This window comes from Rhodococcus sp. NPDC057135 (assembly GCF_042670865.1).
In the GTDB taxonomy this organism is placed as follows: domain Bacteria; phylum Actinomycetota; class Actinomycetes; order Mycobacteriales; family Mycobacteriaceae; genus Rhodococcus_F.
On record NZ_JBHUUU010000004.1, the window covers coordinates 420,213 to 437,158 of the forward strand.

Sequence of the window (16,946 nt, forward strand, 5' to 3'; positions counted from 1 at the left end):
CTCCTTGACATGGATACGCAGCAACTGCCAGCATCGAGGCAGTTCGGTGCACATCAACGCCGTTCACGGCAGCTCATCACTTTCACAACTGGCCGTACATTTGAACCCCAGATCGAGGTAATCGACACACATGGACGAGAACCACTACCGCTCGACCAGACGCCGCGCGTCCCTGGTCGCACCGGGTTCGGACGAGCGCAAGGCGCGCAAAGCCATCGCATCGAGCGCAGACGAGGTGATTCTCGACCTCGAGGATGCCGTCACTTCGGCAAACAAGGACCTGGCGCGAGCCCTCGTCACCGCGCTGGTGCAGGAGTTCGGTGCGACGCGCACCATCTCGGTGAGGATCAACGGCCTGGCAACGCCGTGGGCCCGCGACGACCTGATCGCCTGCGGCGCCCTCGGAGAATCGCTGACCAGCGTGATCGTCCCGAAGGTCGAGTCGTCCGACGAGCTGCTCGAGGCCGAACGGATCCTCGCGACTGCAGGCGGGCACCACACAACCTTGCAAGCACTGATCGAAACTCCGCTCGGCGTCCAGAATGCCGACTCCATCGCCCGCGCGACTCCTCGCCTCCAGGGCGCGATCATCGGATACGCCGATCTCGGTGCAGCACTGGGTCGCTCGCGCTCGGCGCTGCCGGAACACTGGCTTGCCGTCCAGGACAGAATCCTGATCGCCTGCCGTGCGGCCGGCATCGCAGCAATCGACGGGCCCTTTCTCGGCATCACCGACGACGACGCCTTCCGGCGCGCTGCGACCTGGACCAGCGCTCTCGGATTCGACGGCAAATGGGTCATCCACCCGGCGCAGATCGACTCGGCCACTGGCGCATTCACCCCTTCGGAGGACGCCGTCAGTGAGGCCCGGCGGGTATTGACCGCACTCGAAGAAGCCGAGACCCTGGGTTCGGGCGCCGCCCAACTCGACGGTCAGATGCTCGACGAAGCTGTGGCTGTGGCAGCGCGTCGTACGCTTGCCCGAGCCGAAGGAGTCACCGTATGAGCGAGCACTACGTAGGAGGACCGTACTTCGACGAGCTGACCCACGGACAGATCTTCGACGAAGCCCCCGCGGTGACGTTGACCAGTGGACTCGCCGCCGCCCATCAGGCAATTCTCGGCGACCGCATGCGCCTGCCCCTCGACGCGCACTTGTCGTCGAGCGTCACGGGTTCCGCTGCTCCAGTGGCGAATCCAGGACTGGTCACCGACATTGCCATCGGTCAGTCCACCGTGGTCACTCACCACGTCAAGGCGAACCTCTTCTACCGCGGACTGCGATTCCACCGCTTCCCCGTGCTCGGCGACACCCTGTACACACGGACCGAAGTGGTCGGTCTACGAGAGAACTCGGCCAAGCCGGGACGCGCCGCCACCGGACTTGCGGCGCTACGGATGACGTCCGCTGACCAGAACGGCAACACGGTCCTCGACTTCTACCGCTGCGCCATGCTCCCGCTGAGCCCCGACCCGATCGAGACGAGAACCCGCCACGCCGACGACCTCGGGGCGATCGGTCCGCTCGAACCGGCTCCGTACGTCTCACCAAGTGGCTGGGACCTCGACACATATCGAGAGCGGGTGCCCGGCAAGCACTTCGAATCAGGTTTGGTGGGCTCCGTGTTCCGTAGCAGCGGCGACGTCGTCTCGAGCGCCCCCGAACTTGCCCGCCTGAGCTTGAACATCGCAGCAACGCACCACGACGAGCGCGTCGGCACTCACGGTCGCCTCGTCTACGGCGGCCACACCATCGGGATTGCTCTCGCCCAGGCAACTCGCGCACTGCCGAACGTGGTGACAGTGCTGGGGTGGCACTCGTGCGATCACACCGGACCCGTTCACGAGGGCGATACCCTCTCGAGCGAACTGCACGTCGAAGGTTCGTCGCCCCTCGAACACGGAACCGCAGTGCAGCTGCGTTCACTCGTGTTCTCCCACAATGCTTCTGCAACACAAACTCCGGTCCTCGACTGGCGTTTCACCGTGTTGATGGCATGACCGCACACTCTTCTACCCCGGAGGAACACAGATGACTCAGACCCCAGGCCCGCTGTCCGGGCTTCGCATCGTCGAGGTCTCGAGCTTTGTCGCCGCACCCCTGTGCGGGCTGACTCTCTCACAACTCGGTGCCGACGTGATCCGGATCGATCCGATCGGAGGAGCCTCCGACTACAACCGATGGCCGGTGACGGCCGAGGGTGAAAGCATCTACTGGACCGGGCTCAACAAGGGCAAACGCTCACTCTCGGTGGACATGCGTGCCGAGCGCGGCCAGGAACTGATTCGCCAACTGGTCACGGCTCCGGGACCTGGCGGCGGAATCCTGGTCACCAACGCCGGCGGCCGCAACTGGATGAGCCACGACTCCCTGGCCCAGTTGCGCAGCGACGTCATCACTCTCGAGATCCTCGGGCGCCGCGACGGCAGTCCCGGAGTCGACTACACGGTCAACGCCGCGTTGGGATTTCCACAGATCACCGGCCCCGCGGACTACGCCGGTGTTGTCAATCACGCCTTGCCTGCCTGGGACGTCGCATGCGGGCTCTACGCCGCCCTGTCGATCACTGCCGCAGTGCGCCAACGTGACTCGACCGGACATGGATCTCGGATCACGCTCCCGCTCGAAGACGTCGCGTTGGCCACCGCAGGAACTCTCGGCTACCTCACCGAAGTGCAGGTGAACGGCCGCAGTCGTGAGTCCGGTGGCAACGCCGTCTACGGCACGTACGGAATCGATTTCGTCTCCAGTGACGACGAACGGTTCATGATCGTCGCCCTCACTACTCGCCATTTCCGCGACCTTGCGTCGGTCACCGGCACCACGGCGGCTGTCGACGCCGTCGAAACCGCACTCGGAGCGGACTTCTCCACCGAAGCGGACCGCTACCGTCATCGAGAGGTGCTGACTGCCCTGTTCTCACACTGGTTCCGGGAACACAGCGGCGCCGAGATCGCTGCAGCGCTGGACACATCGTCAGTTCTGTTCGAGAGGTACCGCAGTTTCGAAGAGGTTGTGAAATCCGGTGAACTCGAGAACAACCCGATGTTCTCCGCACTCGACCAACCTCGAATCGGACGCTATCTGGCTGCCGCCAACCCCGCCTCGTTCGACGGCGCGCACCTGGGCACCGGACCCGCCTCCGAGGTCGGCGGCGACTCGATCGCGGTTCTCGCCGACATCCTCGGAACCAACGCCGATCACGCCTCGACGCTGATCGCGGACGGCGTCGTCGGGGTTCCGGCGAACTGACCCACCCACGAAAACACTTTCGGCCTCGGAACATCGTTCCGAGGCCGAAAGTTCGTAGCTTGCACTTCAGAGACCAAGATCCTTCGCAATGATGGTCTTCATGACTTCGCTTGTGCCACCGTAGATTCGCGTGACACGTGTGTCTGCGTACAGACGTGCGATGGGGTACTCGGTGATGTAGCCGTATCCGCCGTGCAGTTGAAGGCACTTGTCGATTACTCGACCTGCCGCCTCGGTGCAGAACAGTTTCGCCTTCGCTGCGTCGGGAATCGTCAGCGTGCCGCGGTCATGGCATTCGAGTGCGTTGTCGGACACCAGCTGGATGGCATCGACCTCGGTAGCACATTCGGCCAGAACGAATTTGGTGTTCTGGAATGCCGCGACGGGTTTACCGAACACCTTGCGGTCCTTGACGTAGTCGATCGCAAAGCGAAGCGCGGCGCGCGCGGTGGCCGCTGCTCCGAACGCGATGGTCAACCGCTCCTGAGCCAGGTTGTGAGTCAGATAGCTGAACCCGTCACCTTCTTCTCCGAGTCGGTCCTCGACGGGCACCTGTACGTCGACGAACGAAAGCTCCGCAGTGTCGGAGGTCTTGAGACCGATCTTGTTGATCTTGCGCCCCACCGAGTATCCGGGTGACGACGTATCGATCACCAGAATCGACAAACCAGTGCGTCGGTTCTCCGCCGTGCTGGGCGCGGTGCGGCACACAACCAGGACGCGATCGGCAAGTACCCCGCCGGTGATGAACGTCTTCGAACCATTGACAACGTAATGCGTACCGTCCTCGGACAGCTTGGCCGTCGTCGCGATGTTCGCCAGATCCGAACCCGTCCCCGGTTCGGTCATCGCAATCGCGAACATCAGATCTCCCGAAGCGAAGCCCGGCAACCAGCGGCTCTTCTGCTCGTCGTTCGCGTACTCGAGCAGGTAGGGCAGGATCAGGTTGGTATGCACCGACTGCGAGCCGAAGGACGCCCCGGCGGCAGCAACTTCCTCGGCGACGACGACGTTGAACTTGAGCGACTTCTCGCCGCCTCCGCCGTATTCCTCCGGCACCTGAATTCCGAGTACGCCCAGCTCTCCCAGCCGCCGGTAGAAGTCACGGGGCGGGTAACCGTCCTCTTCCCACTTCTCGTGGACGGGGGTGACTTCCTTCGCGATGAAATCGCGGACGGTCGCCCGGAATGCCTCGTGATCCTCGTTGAACACGGTGCGCTGCATGTATGAACTCCAGTCGGTCGAGGGAACAGGGTGATCCCGATCTCACCTTGCCTCACTGTTCCGCATCCGATCCAACACTCATCGGCTATGGCTCCGATAGGGCGTACCAATATGGCCTGACCTGCGATACATAGGCAACCGCTATCGTTCCGATCATCGACGCGACATTGCTCAAAGTGATCCAGAACACGTTGAATGGGTCAGCCGGCAAATACAACACCATCGATCGCTTCGAGGCCGCGCTTCGAGCACGATCGCATCCGCCCACCAGTCTCGAAGGGACGCCACGTGACCCCCATCGCGCCACAGCGTAACGACGTCCAGCCCGAAGCAACAGCAACGCCAGATTCGTCAGCAGTCCCTGTCTTCGGTACCCGCAAGCGTGCGTGGACGATGACCGGACTCGTCGTCTTCCTCTACATCGTCAACTACGCGGACAAGGCAGTCCTCGGAATCATCGCTCAGCCCCTCGCTCGTGAGCTCGGACTGAAGTCGTCGCAAATCGGCATGGTCGGCTCGCTCTTCTTCCTGATGTTCTGCATCGGTGGATTCCTCGCCGGACCGCTCAACAAGTACCTGACCCTACGTTGGGCGCTGTTGATCCTGGCCGCCATCTGGTCCGTGGTCATGCTTCCCCTCGTTCTCGGCGCCAGCCTCGCGATGTTGATCGTCTCGCGCATGCTCCTCGGATTCGCCGAGGGTCCCAGCTCGGCACTGATGCACACCGCCGCGTACTCGTGGCACCCGCCGGCCAAGCGCGGCCTTCCCGGCGCAATGCTCGCCGGATCCGCATCTGTCGCAAAGATCGCCCTCGCACCGGTACTGACCTTCATCGCCGTTCATTACGGCTGGCGTGCAGCGGTTCTCTCGCTCTCCGTCCTCGGACTCGTGTGGATGGGTTGCTGGCTGGCCGGTTGGTCCGAGGGCCCGTACACGAGCAAGGCCGTCAAGGCGACCAAGAATGCAGATACAGAAGCAAGCGAGGCAGCCGGGACAGCAACGAAGGCAGTCACCGAGCCCAACGTTCCTTGGCGCAAGATCCTGCTCTCCCGCACCTTCGTCAGCTGCTGCTTCCTCATCGCCACCATCTACGCGCTGACCACCGTCGTTCTCACCTGGCTGCCGTCGTACTTCGAGGTCGGCCTCGGATACAGTGCGATGCAAGCCGGTTCGATGTTCGCGCTGCCCTCGATCGTCGGTCTGGTTCTCATGATCACCTCCGGTTCGGTCACGGACAAGTTGATCGGCCGCGGCTACACCTCTCGCACGGTTCGTGTCATCGTCCCCTGTGTCGGCGTTCTGATCTGCGGATCGATCCTCCTGTTCCTGCCTCAGATCTCCACTCCCATCGTCGCCGTCGCCATGGTATCGATCGGCTACGGATTCTCGGCAATCACCTTCCCGCTCATCAACGCTGCGATCTCCGAACTGTGCCCGCCGCAGCAGACTGCCGGAACGATGGGATTCTTCCTCGCCATCATGTCGATCGGCGGCCTGATTGCTCCCTACGCAACGGGAGTCATCGTGGACAACGCTGCAACACCGGCCGACGGCTACGCCCAGTCCTTCCAGGCAATCGGCATCATCGGAGTCGTCGCCGCGGTTCTGGTCCTCGTCTTCGCCAACCCCGAACGCGACCGCAAGCTCATCCGCGGCTGAGTACTCCACGTATAGCCATTCGCTAACACAGCCATTCACCGAAAGACATTGCCGGGTCGTCCCGCTCGTGATCGACTCGAGTAACGCCCCAACCGCACAGTCGCAACACCGGGCACGAACAGCAGGAGAGATACATGCGAGATGCCGTCATCGTCGACGCAGTACGTACACCGATCGGCCGTCGCGGCCGCGCCCTCTCGGAGATCCATCCGGCCGAGCTGTCCGCACACGTACTGCGTGCGCTCGCTGAACGGACCGGACTCGACGCGGCGACGGTCGACGACGTGATCTGGGGATGCGTGAGTCAGGTCGGCGAGCAGGCCGGAAGCATCGCCCGCACAGCGGCACTCGCCGCCGGCTGGCCCGACAGCGTTCCCGGTGTCACGCTGACCCGAGCCTGTGGATCGAGCCAGCAGGCAGTGTCCTTCGCTGCGGCCACCGTCATCTCCGGCCAGAACGACGTGGTCGTAGCCGGAGGCGTCGAATCGATGTCGCGAGTACCGATGGGGACCGCCAGCAAGAACGGTGAGCACTTCCCCGCTTCGGTACTCGAACGCTTCGGGGTGGACAGTTTCAGCCAGGGAACCGGCGCCGAGATGATGGCCCGGAAATGGGCGCTCACACGAACGGCTCTGGACGAATACGCACTTCGCTCACACGACCTCGCGGCCACCGCCACCGATGCAGGTGCGTTCACAGGGCAGATCGCTCCGATCGCCGGCTTGTCCCAGGACGAAGGCATTCGGCGAGGCGGAAGTCTGGAGTCGCTCGCGAAGCTGCCCCCGGCCTTCGACGCCGACGGAGTCATCCACGCCGGCAACTCTTCTCAGATTTCCGACGGAGCGGGCGCCACACTCGTCACGACCAGTGAGTACGCCCGGGCACGCGGGTGGAAGCCTCTCGTCCGTATCCACACCGCAGTGGTCGCGGCCGATGACCCGGTCATCATGCTCACCGGTCCGATTGCCGCCACCGCAAAGGCATTGGATCGCTCCGGCTTGTCCATCGACGACATCGGCGCCTTCGAAATCAACGAGGCATTCGCGCCCGTCCCGCTTGCCTGGCAGGCCGAAACCGGCGCGGCCGTAGATCGTGTGAATCCGCTCGGCGGCGCGATCGCGGTCGGGCACCCACTCGGCGGATCGGGCGCGATCTTGATGACTCGCCTGGCACATCACATGCGCGATCAGGGAATTCGCTACGGACTCCAGTCGATGTGTGAGGCCGGCGGCATGGCCAATGCGACCATTCTCGAATTGATCTGACCCGACAACGCTTTCGGGCCACACGTCATCCAGCAGGAAAGAAGAATTGATTCATGAAACTCGAGGGACTTTCCACCGCGATCACCGGCGGCGCTTCAGGTCTCGGCCTGGCCACCGCTCGACGACTGCTCGACGCCGGGGCGCAGGTCACGTTGATCGATCTGCCTTCTTCCGACGGTAAGCAGGTGGCGGCCGATCTCGGAGCTGCCGCACAATTCGCCGCGGCCGACGTCACCGACAGCGAACAATTCGCGGAAGCACTCGACGCGGCGCACGAGCGCGGCGGACTGCGTGGCGTCGTCCACTGCGCGGGCGCCGGGCGTCGCATGCGCATTCTCGACAAGGACGGAAAAGCCGGATCGGTCGAGGATTTCGAGTTCGTCGTCAAACTGAATCTGGTCGGTTCGTTCAACGCACTCCGACTCGGCGCCGAGCGGATGGCCGAACTCGACGCCGTGGACGGTGAGCGAGGTGCCATCGTCATGACGGCGTCGGTCGCGGCATTCGAAGGTCAGATCGGTCAGATCAATTACACGGCATCCAAAGCCGGCATCGTCGGTATGACGGTCACCGCTGCTCGCGATCTCGCCAGCCGAGGAATCCGCGTCAACACCATCGCTCCTGGCATCATGGACACTCCCCTGCTGGCGCGCCTGCGCGAAGACGTGCGCACCGCCCTCGAAGCTTCGGTTCCCAACCCTTCACGGTTGGGTCGCCCCGACGAGTTCGGTCAGCTGGCCGTCTCCATGCTCGAGAACGGCTATCTCAACGGCGAAACCATCAGGCTCGACGGCGCTATCCGGATGGCTCCCCGGTGACGGGCGCCAGCGTGATCGCCAATCCACAACTACGCCACAACATGCACTACCCGGATACCACCATGGCCTACTGGGCACCCAGCATGGCGTCACTGTACGGTGATCGCCTCGCCGTCGTGGACGGCGAGCGCACGTGCACATTCCGCGAACTCGGCCAGCGCAGTGCACAATTCGCCGGTGCATTGCGGCAAGCCGGAGTGGGCGTCGGCGACGTGGTGTTGATGCACCTCGGGAACTGCGTCGAGTTCCTCCAGGCCTACTACGGCTGCCTGCAAGCCGGAGCGACCGTTACGTTGGTCAATCCGCTGCAGCCAGAGCTCGGCCTACGCAAGCAGATCGAAGAGACGTCCGCCGTTGCTGCGGTCACTCAGAGTTCGCAGCTGCACGTCCTTCTGGCCGCTTCTGCAGGAACCACCGTACGTACGATCGTGATGGTCCAGGACACCGAGGGCGCGCTCGACGCACCGGAGTCGGTCGTCGCGTTCGACGCCTTCATCGCGGACCTACCCACCGAATTCACCCCAGCCACCGTCCGTAGCGACGACATCGCACACATCGCGTTCACGGGCGGAACCACCGGGGTGTCCAAAGGTGTTCGCGTTCTTCACCGCAACGTCGTCGGCAACATCACGCAGATGTGTGGTTGGAGAACCGGACACGAATTGGAGGCAGGTGCCGACGGTCTGGTCACGCCACGACGCATCGACGGCCTCGACGTGCTCGGTCCGACGCCGGGAACCGGTGCGACCATCGTGGTCTCACCTCTCTTCCACGCACATTCGTTGCTCAACACGTCGTTCCTGTTGATTTCCGGGCTCACTCAGGTATTTGCCGGCCGGTTCGAACCCGGCCGGATGCTCGACCTGATCGAAAAGCACGGGGCCACCTACCTCACCGGGTCTCCCGCCATGTGGCACGCACTGTCGGTTCATCCCGACGCTACGGTGCGTAACACCGACAGCGTATGTGTCGTGTCCTCCGGCGCCGCCCCGATCGACAGCGTCACGCTCGCTGCGCTCCGCCGCGCATTTCCCAAAGCGCTGGTCGTCGAGGGATACGGACTGACGGAGGCCACTTGTGTGGTCACGGCCGCACCGCTGATCAACGGCTCGCAATACCGTCAGAGCAGCGTCGGCCTCCCGATCTTCGACACCGAGATACAGATTCGCGATCAACTCGACCGGAAGACCGTACTGGGCGAGAACGAACGCGGCGAACTGTGGGTACGTGGACCTCAGGTCACCGACGGCTATCTCGGACATCCGGAAACCACCGCAGAACAGTTCGTCGACGGCTGGTTGGACACGGGCGACATCGCGTACGTGGACTCGGACGGATACCTCTTCATCTGTGACCGGGCCAAGGACATGCTCATCTACAAGGGGTACAACGTCTATCCGCGTGAACTCGAAGAGATTCTGGTCTCGCATCCTGCAATCTCGACTGCTGCGGTCGTCGGCCGCGAAGTGGGGAGCAACGGTCAAGAACCCGTCGCCTTCGTGGTGATGATTCCGGGCGCCGAGTTCGACGCCGAGCAGATCAAGGCGTTTGTCGCCGAGCAAGTGCTGCCGTACAAGAAGATTCGCGATGTCGTCGAGGTAGAGCTACTCCCGACTTCCGCTGCCGGCAAGGTCCTCAAAACCGATCTCCGGTCGAGGCTTCTCGAGTCGGTCGACAAGGCAGGTTCCAAATGACAACCTTCGCAGATCTGACGTCGCAACTGCGGGTACCCGTTCTCGCGTCACCGATGTTCATCATCTCGACGCCCGACCTCGTCATCGCGCAGTGCACGTCCGGGATCATCGGGTCTTTCCCGGCTCTGAATGCTCGTCCGCAGTCAGCACTTCGGGATTGGCTCAAGCTGATCACGGTGGCGCGCGAGGAGCATGATCGTGAGCACCCGGAGAAGCCCTCCGCACCATTTGCGGTCAACCTCATCGTCCATCGGTCCAACAACCGCCTGGAAGAGGACCTTGCCACCATCGCCGAGTTCGAGGTCCCGATCGTCATCACCTCGCTCGGTGCACGCACGGACATCAACGATGCGGTTCATGCGTACGGCGGAATCGTTCTCCACGACGTCATCGACAACCGCTTTGCACGCAAGGCGATCGAGAAAGGCGCGGACGGGCTGATCGCGGTCGCCGCCGGGGCAGGCGGACATGCCGGCAGACAGTCGCCGTTCGCCCTGATTCGGGAGATTCGTCAGTGGTTCGCCGGTCCGCTACTGCTGTCGGGTGCGATCGCTCACGGTGATTCGATTCTTGCTGCACTCGCGGCCGGTGCCGACCTGGCTTATGTCGGTTCGGCTTTCATCGCTACGGAAGAGGCCAACGCCGATCCGGCGTACAAGGAGATGATCGTCGACTCCGGCGCTTCGGACATCGTGTACTCCAATCTGTTCACCGGCGTACACGGGAACTACCTGCGTGGCAGCATCGTTGCCGCCGGTTTGGACCCGGAAAACTTGGCCGAATCCGATCCTTCCGCAATGAGTTTCGCGACCACCGATACCGACACCAAGGCCTGGCGCGACATCTGGGGCGCGGGCCAGGGAATCGGTTCGGTCGACGCAGTTCTTCCGACGCATGCAGTGGTCGAGCGTCTCGCATCCGAGTACGAGGCGGCCCGCGAGCGTATCTGCCGACGCTAGGGCTGCGACAGATAGTCGTCGGACAGGTATTCGTGGACCAAGCTCACGAATGCCTGTCCCACCGGCGACAAAGTCGAGGGGTCGAAGGCGAGACCGTACGCACGAAGGAATTTCGGCTCGCAGGCTCGCTCCACCACCTGACCTGGCATCGATTTCGCCACCGAGCGCTCGACCAACGAACCGCCGAGCCCAGCGATGACCATCGGTAGCCGCGACTCCCGCTGCTCCGTGACCACTGCGAGTTCCGTTCTCGTACCGGCCTTTCGGATCGAATCTTCGATCGCGTCACCCATCGCCGCCCCGCGAGGAACGAACACCATGGGAATGTCCGGCATTTCCGAAAGGCGTACCGGCCCCTCGGGTAGATCAGTTCCCGCCGGATAGACCAGGCGGTACTCCTGCTCCCCCAATTCTACGATCTCGAGCCCTTCGCCGGCCTCGAGCGGCAGATGTGCCACCGCGAATTCGCAGTGACCGTCCCGGATGAGACTTTCCAGATTGTCCTCCCGCTCGAGTTCCGAAAATCTGACTCGCGCTTGCGGATACCGTCGACAGAACTCCGCGATCAGATCGACGATCGTCCCGGAGGTCAGAGCAGGAAAAGCCATGATGTCGAGTCGACCGACAATCGCACCGTCGGATGCAGTCAATTGTTCCGCCGCGGCTGCAACGTCTCGCAGAACCTGTCGACTCGGGCCGACCAAGCTGCGACCGGCTGCACTGAGCACCATTCCGCGCCCGATCCGGTGGAAAAGCCTCACTCCCAGTTCACGTTCCAACCCGCGCAACGCCTGGGACACCGTCGGCTGAGCAACGCCCAAAGCCGCTGCAGCGCCGTTGATTCCCTTGTTCTCGACGACCGCGAGGAAGTACTCCATCTGTCGAAATTCCACCGCTCAGTCCTTCCCAGAGGCTGAAGAGTACGTCGCGGCCATCTCGGCAGCCGTCGCGATGAGCGCTGCAGCGGCCGGCGATTGCTCGCCTGAGCGGTAGACGATGCCGACGTCGCGCCGAAGCGGCGGATCGAACGAGAAGGCACACACATCCGACATCTTCTGTTGTGCAACCTTTCTCGGAACAACTGTGGCGCCGATTCCGCGACGGACCAGGTCCCACGTCGTGACCGGATGGACACAATCGACGACGACGTTCTCGGCGCCTTCGCTGAGCAAACCACGGAACTGGTTCGATTGGTCACCGAGGTCGACGACGAGAGGCAAAGTGTGCAGTAGCGCTCGAGGCACCGGATCGATCAACGGCGCCACCAAGCGGCCGGACAACGACGCGTGCGTGGCGAGTACCAACTCCTGAGTGACGATCGGAGCCGTGACCAATCCTTCGTACCCGATACTCAGATCGGTGACACCGACCTCGGCCGATCCGCGCCGCAACGCGTTGTCCACCCCGGCCGGGCCGTACGTGTCGAGAACGCGCACGACGATCTTCGGGAAGTTGGCCCGAAATCGACGGACCAACTCGACCATCGGATCGATCGAGAACGCCGAGTACGAGACGACGTCCACACGGCCGAACTCGAGTTCGCGAACGGCGGTCACCTTGGCCTTCGCGCGCTCGACGTCGGCAAGTATTCGCCTGGCCGCGAGATCGAAAGTTCGTCCGGCATCGGTGAGAACCAACCGTCTACCCGTCCGGTCGAACAGCGTGGCGCCGAGTCGACGCTCGAGCGTACGAATTGCCTGTGAAAGAGACGGCTGCGAAATGTAGAGAGCCTGAGCGGCCTTCGTTATCCCACCGTGGTCGACAACAGCGACGAAGTAGGTGACAAAGTGCAGGTCCACTCACTCATCATACGACCAGCGATCTGTCGCTCACTCCACGCGAGTTACCCCTGGTACCGCCCACTCTCCGGTGAAGATCGGATCCCGCTTTTCCACGAAGGCACGAACCGCGTCGGTAGCGTCCGTCGCGAAATTGACGGCTTGTGCCCTTGCCTCGTTGTCGAGTGCTTCCCGCAACGAGAGCGAGGTGTGATGTTCGAGCATGGCCGCAGACTGACTCAATGCAGCAGGCGGACCGTCGGCGAGCCGTAGCGCCAGTGTCGACGCGTGTTCGTCCAGTTCGGCCGGTTCGACCAGATAGGTCACCAATCCGAGTTCGTAGGCTTCCTGAGCGTCGATCGTCTCGGCAAGCATCACCAGTCGCTTGGCTTGCTGGAGTCCGACCAGTCTCGGCAGGATCCACGAACCCCCGAAGTCGACCGACAACCCGCGTTTGGCAAAGATCTGGCTGAACTTCGCGCCTTTGGCTGCCACGACGAAGTCGCAGAGTAACGCCATGTTCCATCCGGCTCCGACGGCAAACCCGTCGACCTTTGCCACCAGGGGCTTGGGAAACTCACCCAGGGCGGCTGCCGTTGCGTTGATGACGCGCATCCGATCGAGCGGATGCGACGAGCCCCGTTTGTCCAGATCGGAACCCGCGCAGAAGGTGCCACCCGCGCCGGTCAGGATCACCGAGCGAATCTGCGAGTCCTCCTGAAGTTCGAGAACTGCTTCACGGAGCGCGATCCAGGCGTCAAGATCGAGCGCGTTGCGGCGATGCGGTCGATCGAGAACGATCGTTGCGACAGCGCCCGTGCGTTCGATACTGACGGCCGCGCGCTCGACGGTTTCGGCACTCATGAACCACTCCACACGGGAGAGCGCTTCTCGGCGAATGCGGTGGCGCCTTCCTTGGCATCGCGGGACGCGAAGACCGGATCGATGAATTCGCGTTGCGCGACAAAGGCATCCGGATCGGTGTACTTGGCGGACATTGCCAGCACCTGCTTCGTCGCGCGCACAGCCAGCGGACCGTTTGCCGCTACTCGTGCCGCCAGCTCGCGTGCGACAGCCAGAGCCTGCCCCGGTTCGGCGAGTCGATTGACCAGGCCGTGATGATGCGCCACGGCGGCACTGAGCGGGTCACCCGTGATAGCGATCTCCATGGCGAGCTGATACGGGAGAATCTTGGGCAGACGCAGAAGGCCACCGGCGGCCGCGGCAAGCCCCCGCTTCACTTCGGGTAAGCCGAATTTCGCGTCGGAAGATGCCACGATCAGATCGGCTGCCAACGCCAGTTCACAACCGCCGGCGAGTGCCCAACCCTCGACGGCTGCGATCAGCGGCTTCGACGGCGGAGCTTCGGTCAAACCGGCGAACCCACGACCAGGCAGCGATGGTCGTTCTCCGCGCGCGAAACCCTTGAGATCCATACCTGCGCAGAAGGTTCCACCAGCGCCGGTCAGAATTCCGATGGTGAGATCGGACCGTTCCTCGAACTCGTCGATCGCGGCCGCCAAGGCCTTCGCGAGTTCCAGGTTGACCGCGTTCTTGGCCTCGGGACGATTGAGTGTGATGACGGCAATGCCGTCGGCGAAGTCGGTGAGCACGACGCTCATGTTCGGTTCCTACTTCCGTGATGAGATTTTTTGAAAGGTCACTGAGCGCGGAGGCTCCATCGCACGGGCGTGCCGCCGGACGGTGTCACGATCTCCCGCTTGGCTAAAACAACAAGATGAGCATGTGTTTCGCGGACTGCCAGGCGAAGTAGCCGCGGCGACATCTGATCGAACGGGCGAGACCAGGAAATCGTGCGCGAGAGGTCCCAGGCCGTGGACTCGGGCTCGGCCTGCACCGCCTCCACAATTTCCGCCAATCTTTCCTCGTGGTGCCCCATCAATTGACGTGCACGATCAGCGATCCCCCGGAATCGATATTCGTGTGCCGGAAGGACTTCGCATTCACCAAGGGTTGTCGTCGCCTCGAGCGAGAGCAGATAACGATGGAGCGGGTTCTCGAGTTCACCGGGAATCGTGGAGATGTTCGGGCTGATCCTCGGCAACATGTGATCGCCGCTGAACAACAACCCCCGGTCCTCTTCCACGAAGCAGAGATGTCCAGGGGTGTGCCCGGGCGTCCACTGGGCGCGAAGATTCCATCCGGGTAGGTCGAGTGAATCCCCATCGCCCAGAACAACGTCGATGGATTCGTGCTCAGCGAACCGCACCAGGTCGACCCGAGAGGCGTCGAGCACTTCCGCCGGCGCGCCGAGTTCGGACAACTGCAAGTTCCAACCACTGATGTCGTTGCGAGTCTGCTCGGGGCCGTGGTATCCGAGAAGCGTCGCGTCGGCCACGTGCATCGCCAGCGTTGCACCGCTGACCTGCCGAAGGCGCGGCGCCAGGCCGAAGTGATCGGGATGTAGGTGTGTGATTGCCGCATACCGCACTTCGGAAACGTGGTATCCGATCGACGCTATGCCGTCGACCAGAGCCTGCCACGACTGTTCGTGATCCCAACCGACGTCGATGAGGGCTAGTCCGTCGTCGAGGGCGAGTGCGTAGACGAGCACGTAGCGCAAAGGGTTGTCCGGCATGGGAACAGGGATCGACCACAATCCGTCCCGTACCTGCTCCACCGGTGGAAGGACTTTGTTCGCCCACGCCTCACGTTGTGCGACGCCGACGTCTTCGGTCACGATCATGATGCTTCTCCGCTCGCGTTCAGCATGGTCCGCAGGCTCGACTTGAGCAGTTTCCCGCTCGCATTGCGAGGTAGAGAGTCCACGAAATGGATCTGGCGAGGCTTCTTGTACGACGCCAACTTCGCTGTGCTGAAAGCAATCAACTCCTCGACGCTGGGCACCGCGGCACCGTCGACGAGTTTGACGACTGCGGTCACGGATTCACCCCAGCGCGTGTCGGGAACCCCGACCACCGCGACCTCGGCAACCGAAGGGTGTTCGGCCAGAATGGATTCCACCTCGATCGGATAAACGTTCTCGCCGCCGGTGATGATCATGTCCTTGAGACGATCGGTGACGAACAGATAGCCCTCGTCGTCCAGATGACCGGCATCGCCCGTTCGGAGAAAACCGTCGTGGGTGAACAATTCGGCGGTCTCACGTTCACGTCGCCAGTACCCGCGAGTGTTGTTTCTACTGCGCGCGACGATCTCACCGGACTCGTTGGGCGGCAATTCTGCACCAGTCGTGACGTCTCGAATGGAGATCTCGACGCCGATCATCGGTTTTCCTGCAGAGCGGAGCAAGTCCGATCGCGGCCCACTCACATGATGGTCGTAGGCGCGAAGGACGGATACCGAACCCGTTGTCTCGGTCATCCCGTATCGCTGAACGAATTTGCAGTTCAACACGTTCATCGCGTGGGCGAGGAGTGCCGGCGTGATCGGCGACGCCCCGTACGCGACCACCTGCAAGCTGGAGAGATCGAAACTGTCGAGGGTGGGCAGATCTACCAGCGTCTGAATGACCGCAGGCACCAGAAATGCGTGGGTGACGTGGTGAGTCGCGATGGCATCAGCGACCCGAGCCGGCGCCATGTCTCCGAGCAGCACCAAAGGCACTCCGGCGGACAGGCACGTACTCATCCAGCCTGCACCGGCGATGTGAAAGAGGGGCAGCGCGTCGAGTGCCACCGCATTCGAACCGAATTCGTACACGTCGAACCCCGCGGGTTCGTTGTACAGATTCCGATGCGTGGCCACGACTCCCTTGGGCCGACCGGTGGTCCCGGACGTGTACAGCTGCAGAACCGCTGCGTCTGGCTCGTGCCCAAGTCCGGGATCGACGCCCGTCCCGGACGCCACGAACTCCGCCCAGGTTCGCGAATCCGGCAGACCCCCTGCGGCTCCCACGGTGATGACCTCGATGTGCGGCAACGCTGTGGAAATCGCTGCCGCGCCCACTGCGAACTCGTCGTCGACGATCAAGACGTCGAGTTCTGCGTCCTCGGCGATGTCGACAAGTTCGCGTGGGTTGAGCCGCCAGTTCAACGGAATGAACACAGCGCCTGTCTTCGCACACGCGATGAAGGTTTCCGCGCCTTCGAGACCCATCCGCAGTAGCGCGCCGACACGAGCGCCCGTCGCGGTTACTTCTGCCAACGCACTCGCCAAGGCACTGGTCTCGCCGTCCAGCTCGGCCCACGTCAAAGCTCGGTCGCCGCACGTGATCGCCGGATCGAACGGCCGTGTCGACGCCGAGTGGCGTATCCGGTTGGGTAGGTGAAGCTCGCTCACATCACGCTCCTGTGTTCCAGGTACTCACCGAGC

At 62.9% G+C, this 16,946-nt stretch carries 15 protein-coding genes; 8 read left to right on the forward strand and 7 right to left on the reverse strand.

Going from position 1 to position 16,946, the window contains the following annotated elements; genetic code table 11:
* The first annotated feature begins 130 nt into the window (after positions 1 to 130).
* Genes ACFT1A_RS10140 through ACFT1A_RS10150 form a run of 3 tightly spaced genes read left to right on the forward strand, consistent with a single transcriptional unit; the run spans position 131 to position 3,253 of the window.
* Positions 131 to 1,006 carry an HpcH/HpaI aldolase/citrate lyase family protein gene (locus ACFT1A_RS10140; protein WP_378446866.1) on the forward strand — a complete coding sequence of 292 codons (876 nt, stop codon included), beginning with the start codon at positions 131 to 133 and terminating at the stop codon, positions 1,004 to 1,006.
* Positions 1,003 to 2,001, forward strand: coding sequence for a MaoC family dehydratase (locus tag ACFT1A_RS10145; protein ID WP_378446867.1), 999 nt, complete (start codon positions 1,003 to 1,005; stop codon positions 1,999 to 2,001). Before ACFT1A_RS10140 ends, ACFT1A_RS10145 begins: the two co-directional genes overlap by 4 nt.
* Positions 2,002 to 2,032: 31 nt before the next feature.
* Positions 2,033 to 3,253, forward strand: a complete 1,221-nt coding sequence (locus tag ACFT1A_RS10150; RefSeq protein ID WP_378446868.1) for a CoA transferase — start codon at positions 2,033 to 2,035, stop codon at positions 3,251 to 3,253.
* Between the two features lie 66 nt (positions 3,254 to 3,319).
* On the opposite strand, the gene ACFT1A_RS10155 is transcribed toward ACFT1A_RS10150, so the two are convergent.
* Positions 3,320 to 4,477 carry an acyl-CoA dehydrogenase family protein gene (locus tag ACFT1A_RS10155; RefSeq protein ID WP_378446869.1) on the reverse strand — a complete coding sequence of 386 codons (1,158 nt, stop codon included), beginning with the start codon at positions 4,475 to 4,477 and terminating at the stop codon, positions 3,320 to 3,322.
* 195 nt (positions 4,478 to 4,672) lie between these two features.
* Between ACFT1A_RS10155 and ACFT1A_RS10160 the strand changes: the two genes are divergently transcribed.
* The 5 genes from ACFT1A_RS10160 to ACFT1A_RS10180 all read left to right on the forward strand — a co-directional run bounded on the left by ACFT1A_RS10160 (position 4,673) and on the right by ACFT1A_RS10180 (position 10,872).
* Complete coding sequence (locus ACFT1A_RS10160) at positions 4,673 to 6,136, forward strand: MFS transporter (protein WP_378446870.1); 1,464 nt, start codon at positions 4,673 to 4,675, stop codon at positions 6,134 to 6,136.
* Positions 6,137 to 6,270: 134 nt separating this feature from the next.
* Positions 6,271 to 7,401, forward strand: coding sequence for a thiolase family protein (locus tag ACFT1A_RS10165; protein ID WP_317552091.1), 1,131 nt, complete (start codon positions 6,271 to 6,273; stop codon positions 7,399 to 7,401).
* A gap of 53 nt (positions 7,402 to 7,454) precedes the next feature.
* Positions 7,455 to 8,219, forward strand: a complete 765-nt coding sequence (locus tag ACFT1A_RS10170) for an SDR family NAD(P)-dependent oxidoreductase (protein WP_378446871.1) — start codon at positions 7,455 to 7,457, stop codon at positions 8,217 to 8,219.
* Positions 8,216 to 9,913 (forward strand): class I adenylate-forming enzyme family protein, encoded by a 1,698-nt coding sequence (locus ACFT1A_RS10175; protein ID WP_378446872.1) that lies wholly within the window; start codon positions 8,216 to 8,218, stop codon positions 9,911 to 9,913. The genes ACFT1A_RS10170 and ACFT1A_RS10175 overlap by 4 nt, the downstream gene beginning before the upstream one ends.
* Positions 9,910 to 10,872 carry an NAD(P)H-dependent flavin oxidoreductase gene (locus tag ACFT1A_RS10180; RefSeq protein WP_378446873.1) on the forward strand — a complete coding sequence of 321 codons (963 nt, stop codon included), beginning with the start codon at positions 9,910 to 9,912 and terminating at the stop codon, positions 10,870 to 10,872. Before ACFT1A_RS10175 ends, ACFT1A_RS10180 begins: the two co-directional genes overlap by 4 nt.
* Here the strand turns inward: ACFT1A_RS10180 and ACFT1A_RS10185 are convergent.
* The 6 genes from ACFT1A_RS10185 to ACFT1A_RS10210 are packed head-to-tail and all read right to left on the reverse strand — an operon-like array spanning position 10,869 to position 16,913.
* Positions 10,869 to 11,765, reverse strand: a complete 897-nt coding sequence (locus tag ACFT1A_RS10185) for a LysR family transcriptional regulator (protein WP_378446874.1) — start codon at positions 11,763 to 11,765, stop codon at positions 10,869 to 10,871. The genes ACFT1A_RS10180 and ACFT1A_RS10185 overlap by 4 nt on opposite strands.
* Before the next feature lie 3 nt (positions 11,766 to 11,768).
* A complete protein-coding gene (locus tag ACFT1A_RS10190; protein WP_378446875.1) occupies positions 11,769 to 12,671 on the reverse strand; it encodes a LysR family transcriptional regulator in 903 nt (300 codons plus the stop codon).
* A gap of 30 nt (positions 12,672 to 12,701) precedes the next feature.
* A complete protein-coding gene (locus ACFT1A_RS10195) occupies positions 12,702 to 13,514 on the reverse strand; it encodes an enoyl-CoA hydratase/isomerase family protein (RefSeq protein WP_378446876.1) in 813 nt (270 codons plus the stop codon).
* Positions 13,511 to 14,272, reverse strand: a complete 762-nt coding sequence (locus ACFT1A_RS10200) for a crotonase/enoyl-CoA hydratase family protein (RefSeq protein WP_283302961.1) — start codon at positions 14,270 to 14,272, stop codon at positions 13,511 to 13,513. The genes ACFT1A_RS10195 and ACFT1A_RS10200 overlap by 4 nt, the downstream gene beginning before the upstream one ends.
* A gap of 38 nt (positions 14,273 to 14,310) precedes the next feature.
* Positions 14,311 to 15,357, reverse strand: coding sequence for an MBL fold metallo-hydrolase (locus ACFT1A_RS10205; protein ID WP_378446877.1), 1,047 nt, complete (start codon positions 15,355 to 15,357; stop codon positions 14,311 to 14,313).
* Entirely contained in the window at positions 15,354 to 16,913 is a 1,560-nt protein-coding gene (locus tag ACFT1A_RS10210; RefSeq protein ID WP_378446878.1) for an AMP-binding protein, read from the reverse strand. The genes ACFT1A_RS10205 and ACFT1A_RS10210 overlap by 4 nt, the downstream gene beginning before the upstream one ends.
* Positions 16,914 to 16,946: the final 33 nt, after the last annotated feature.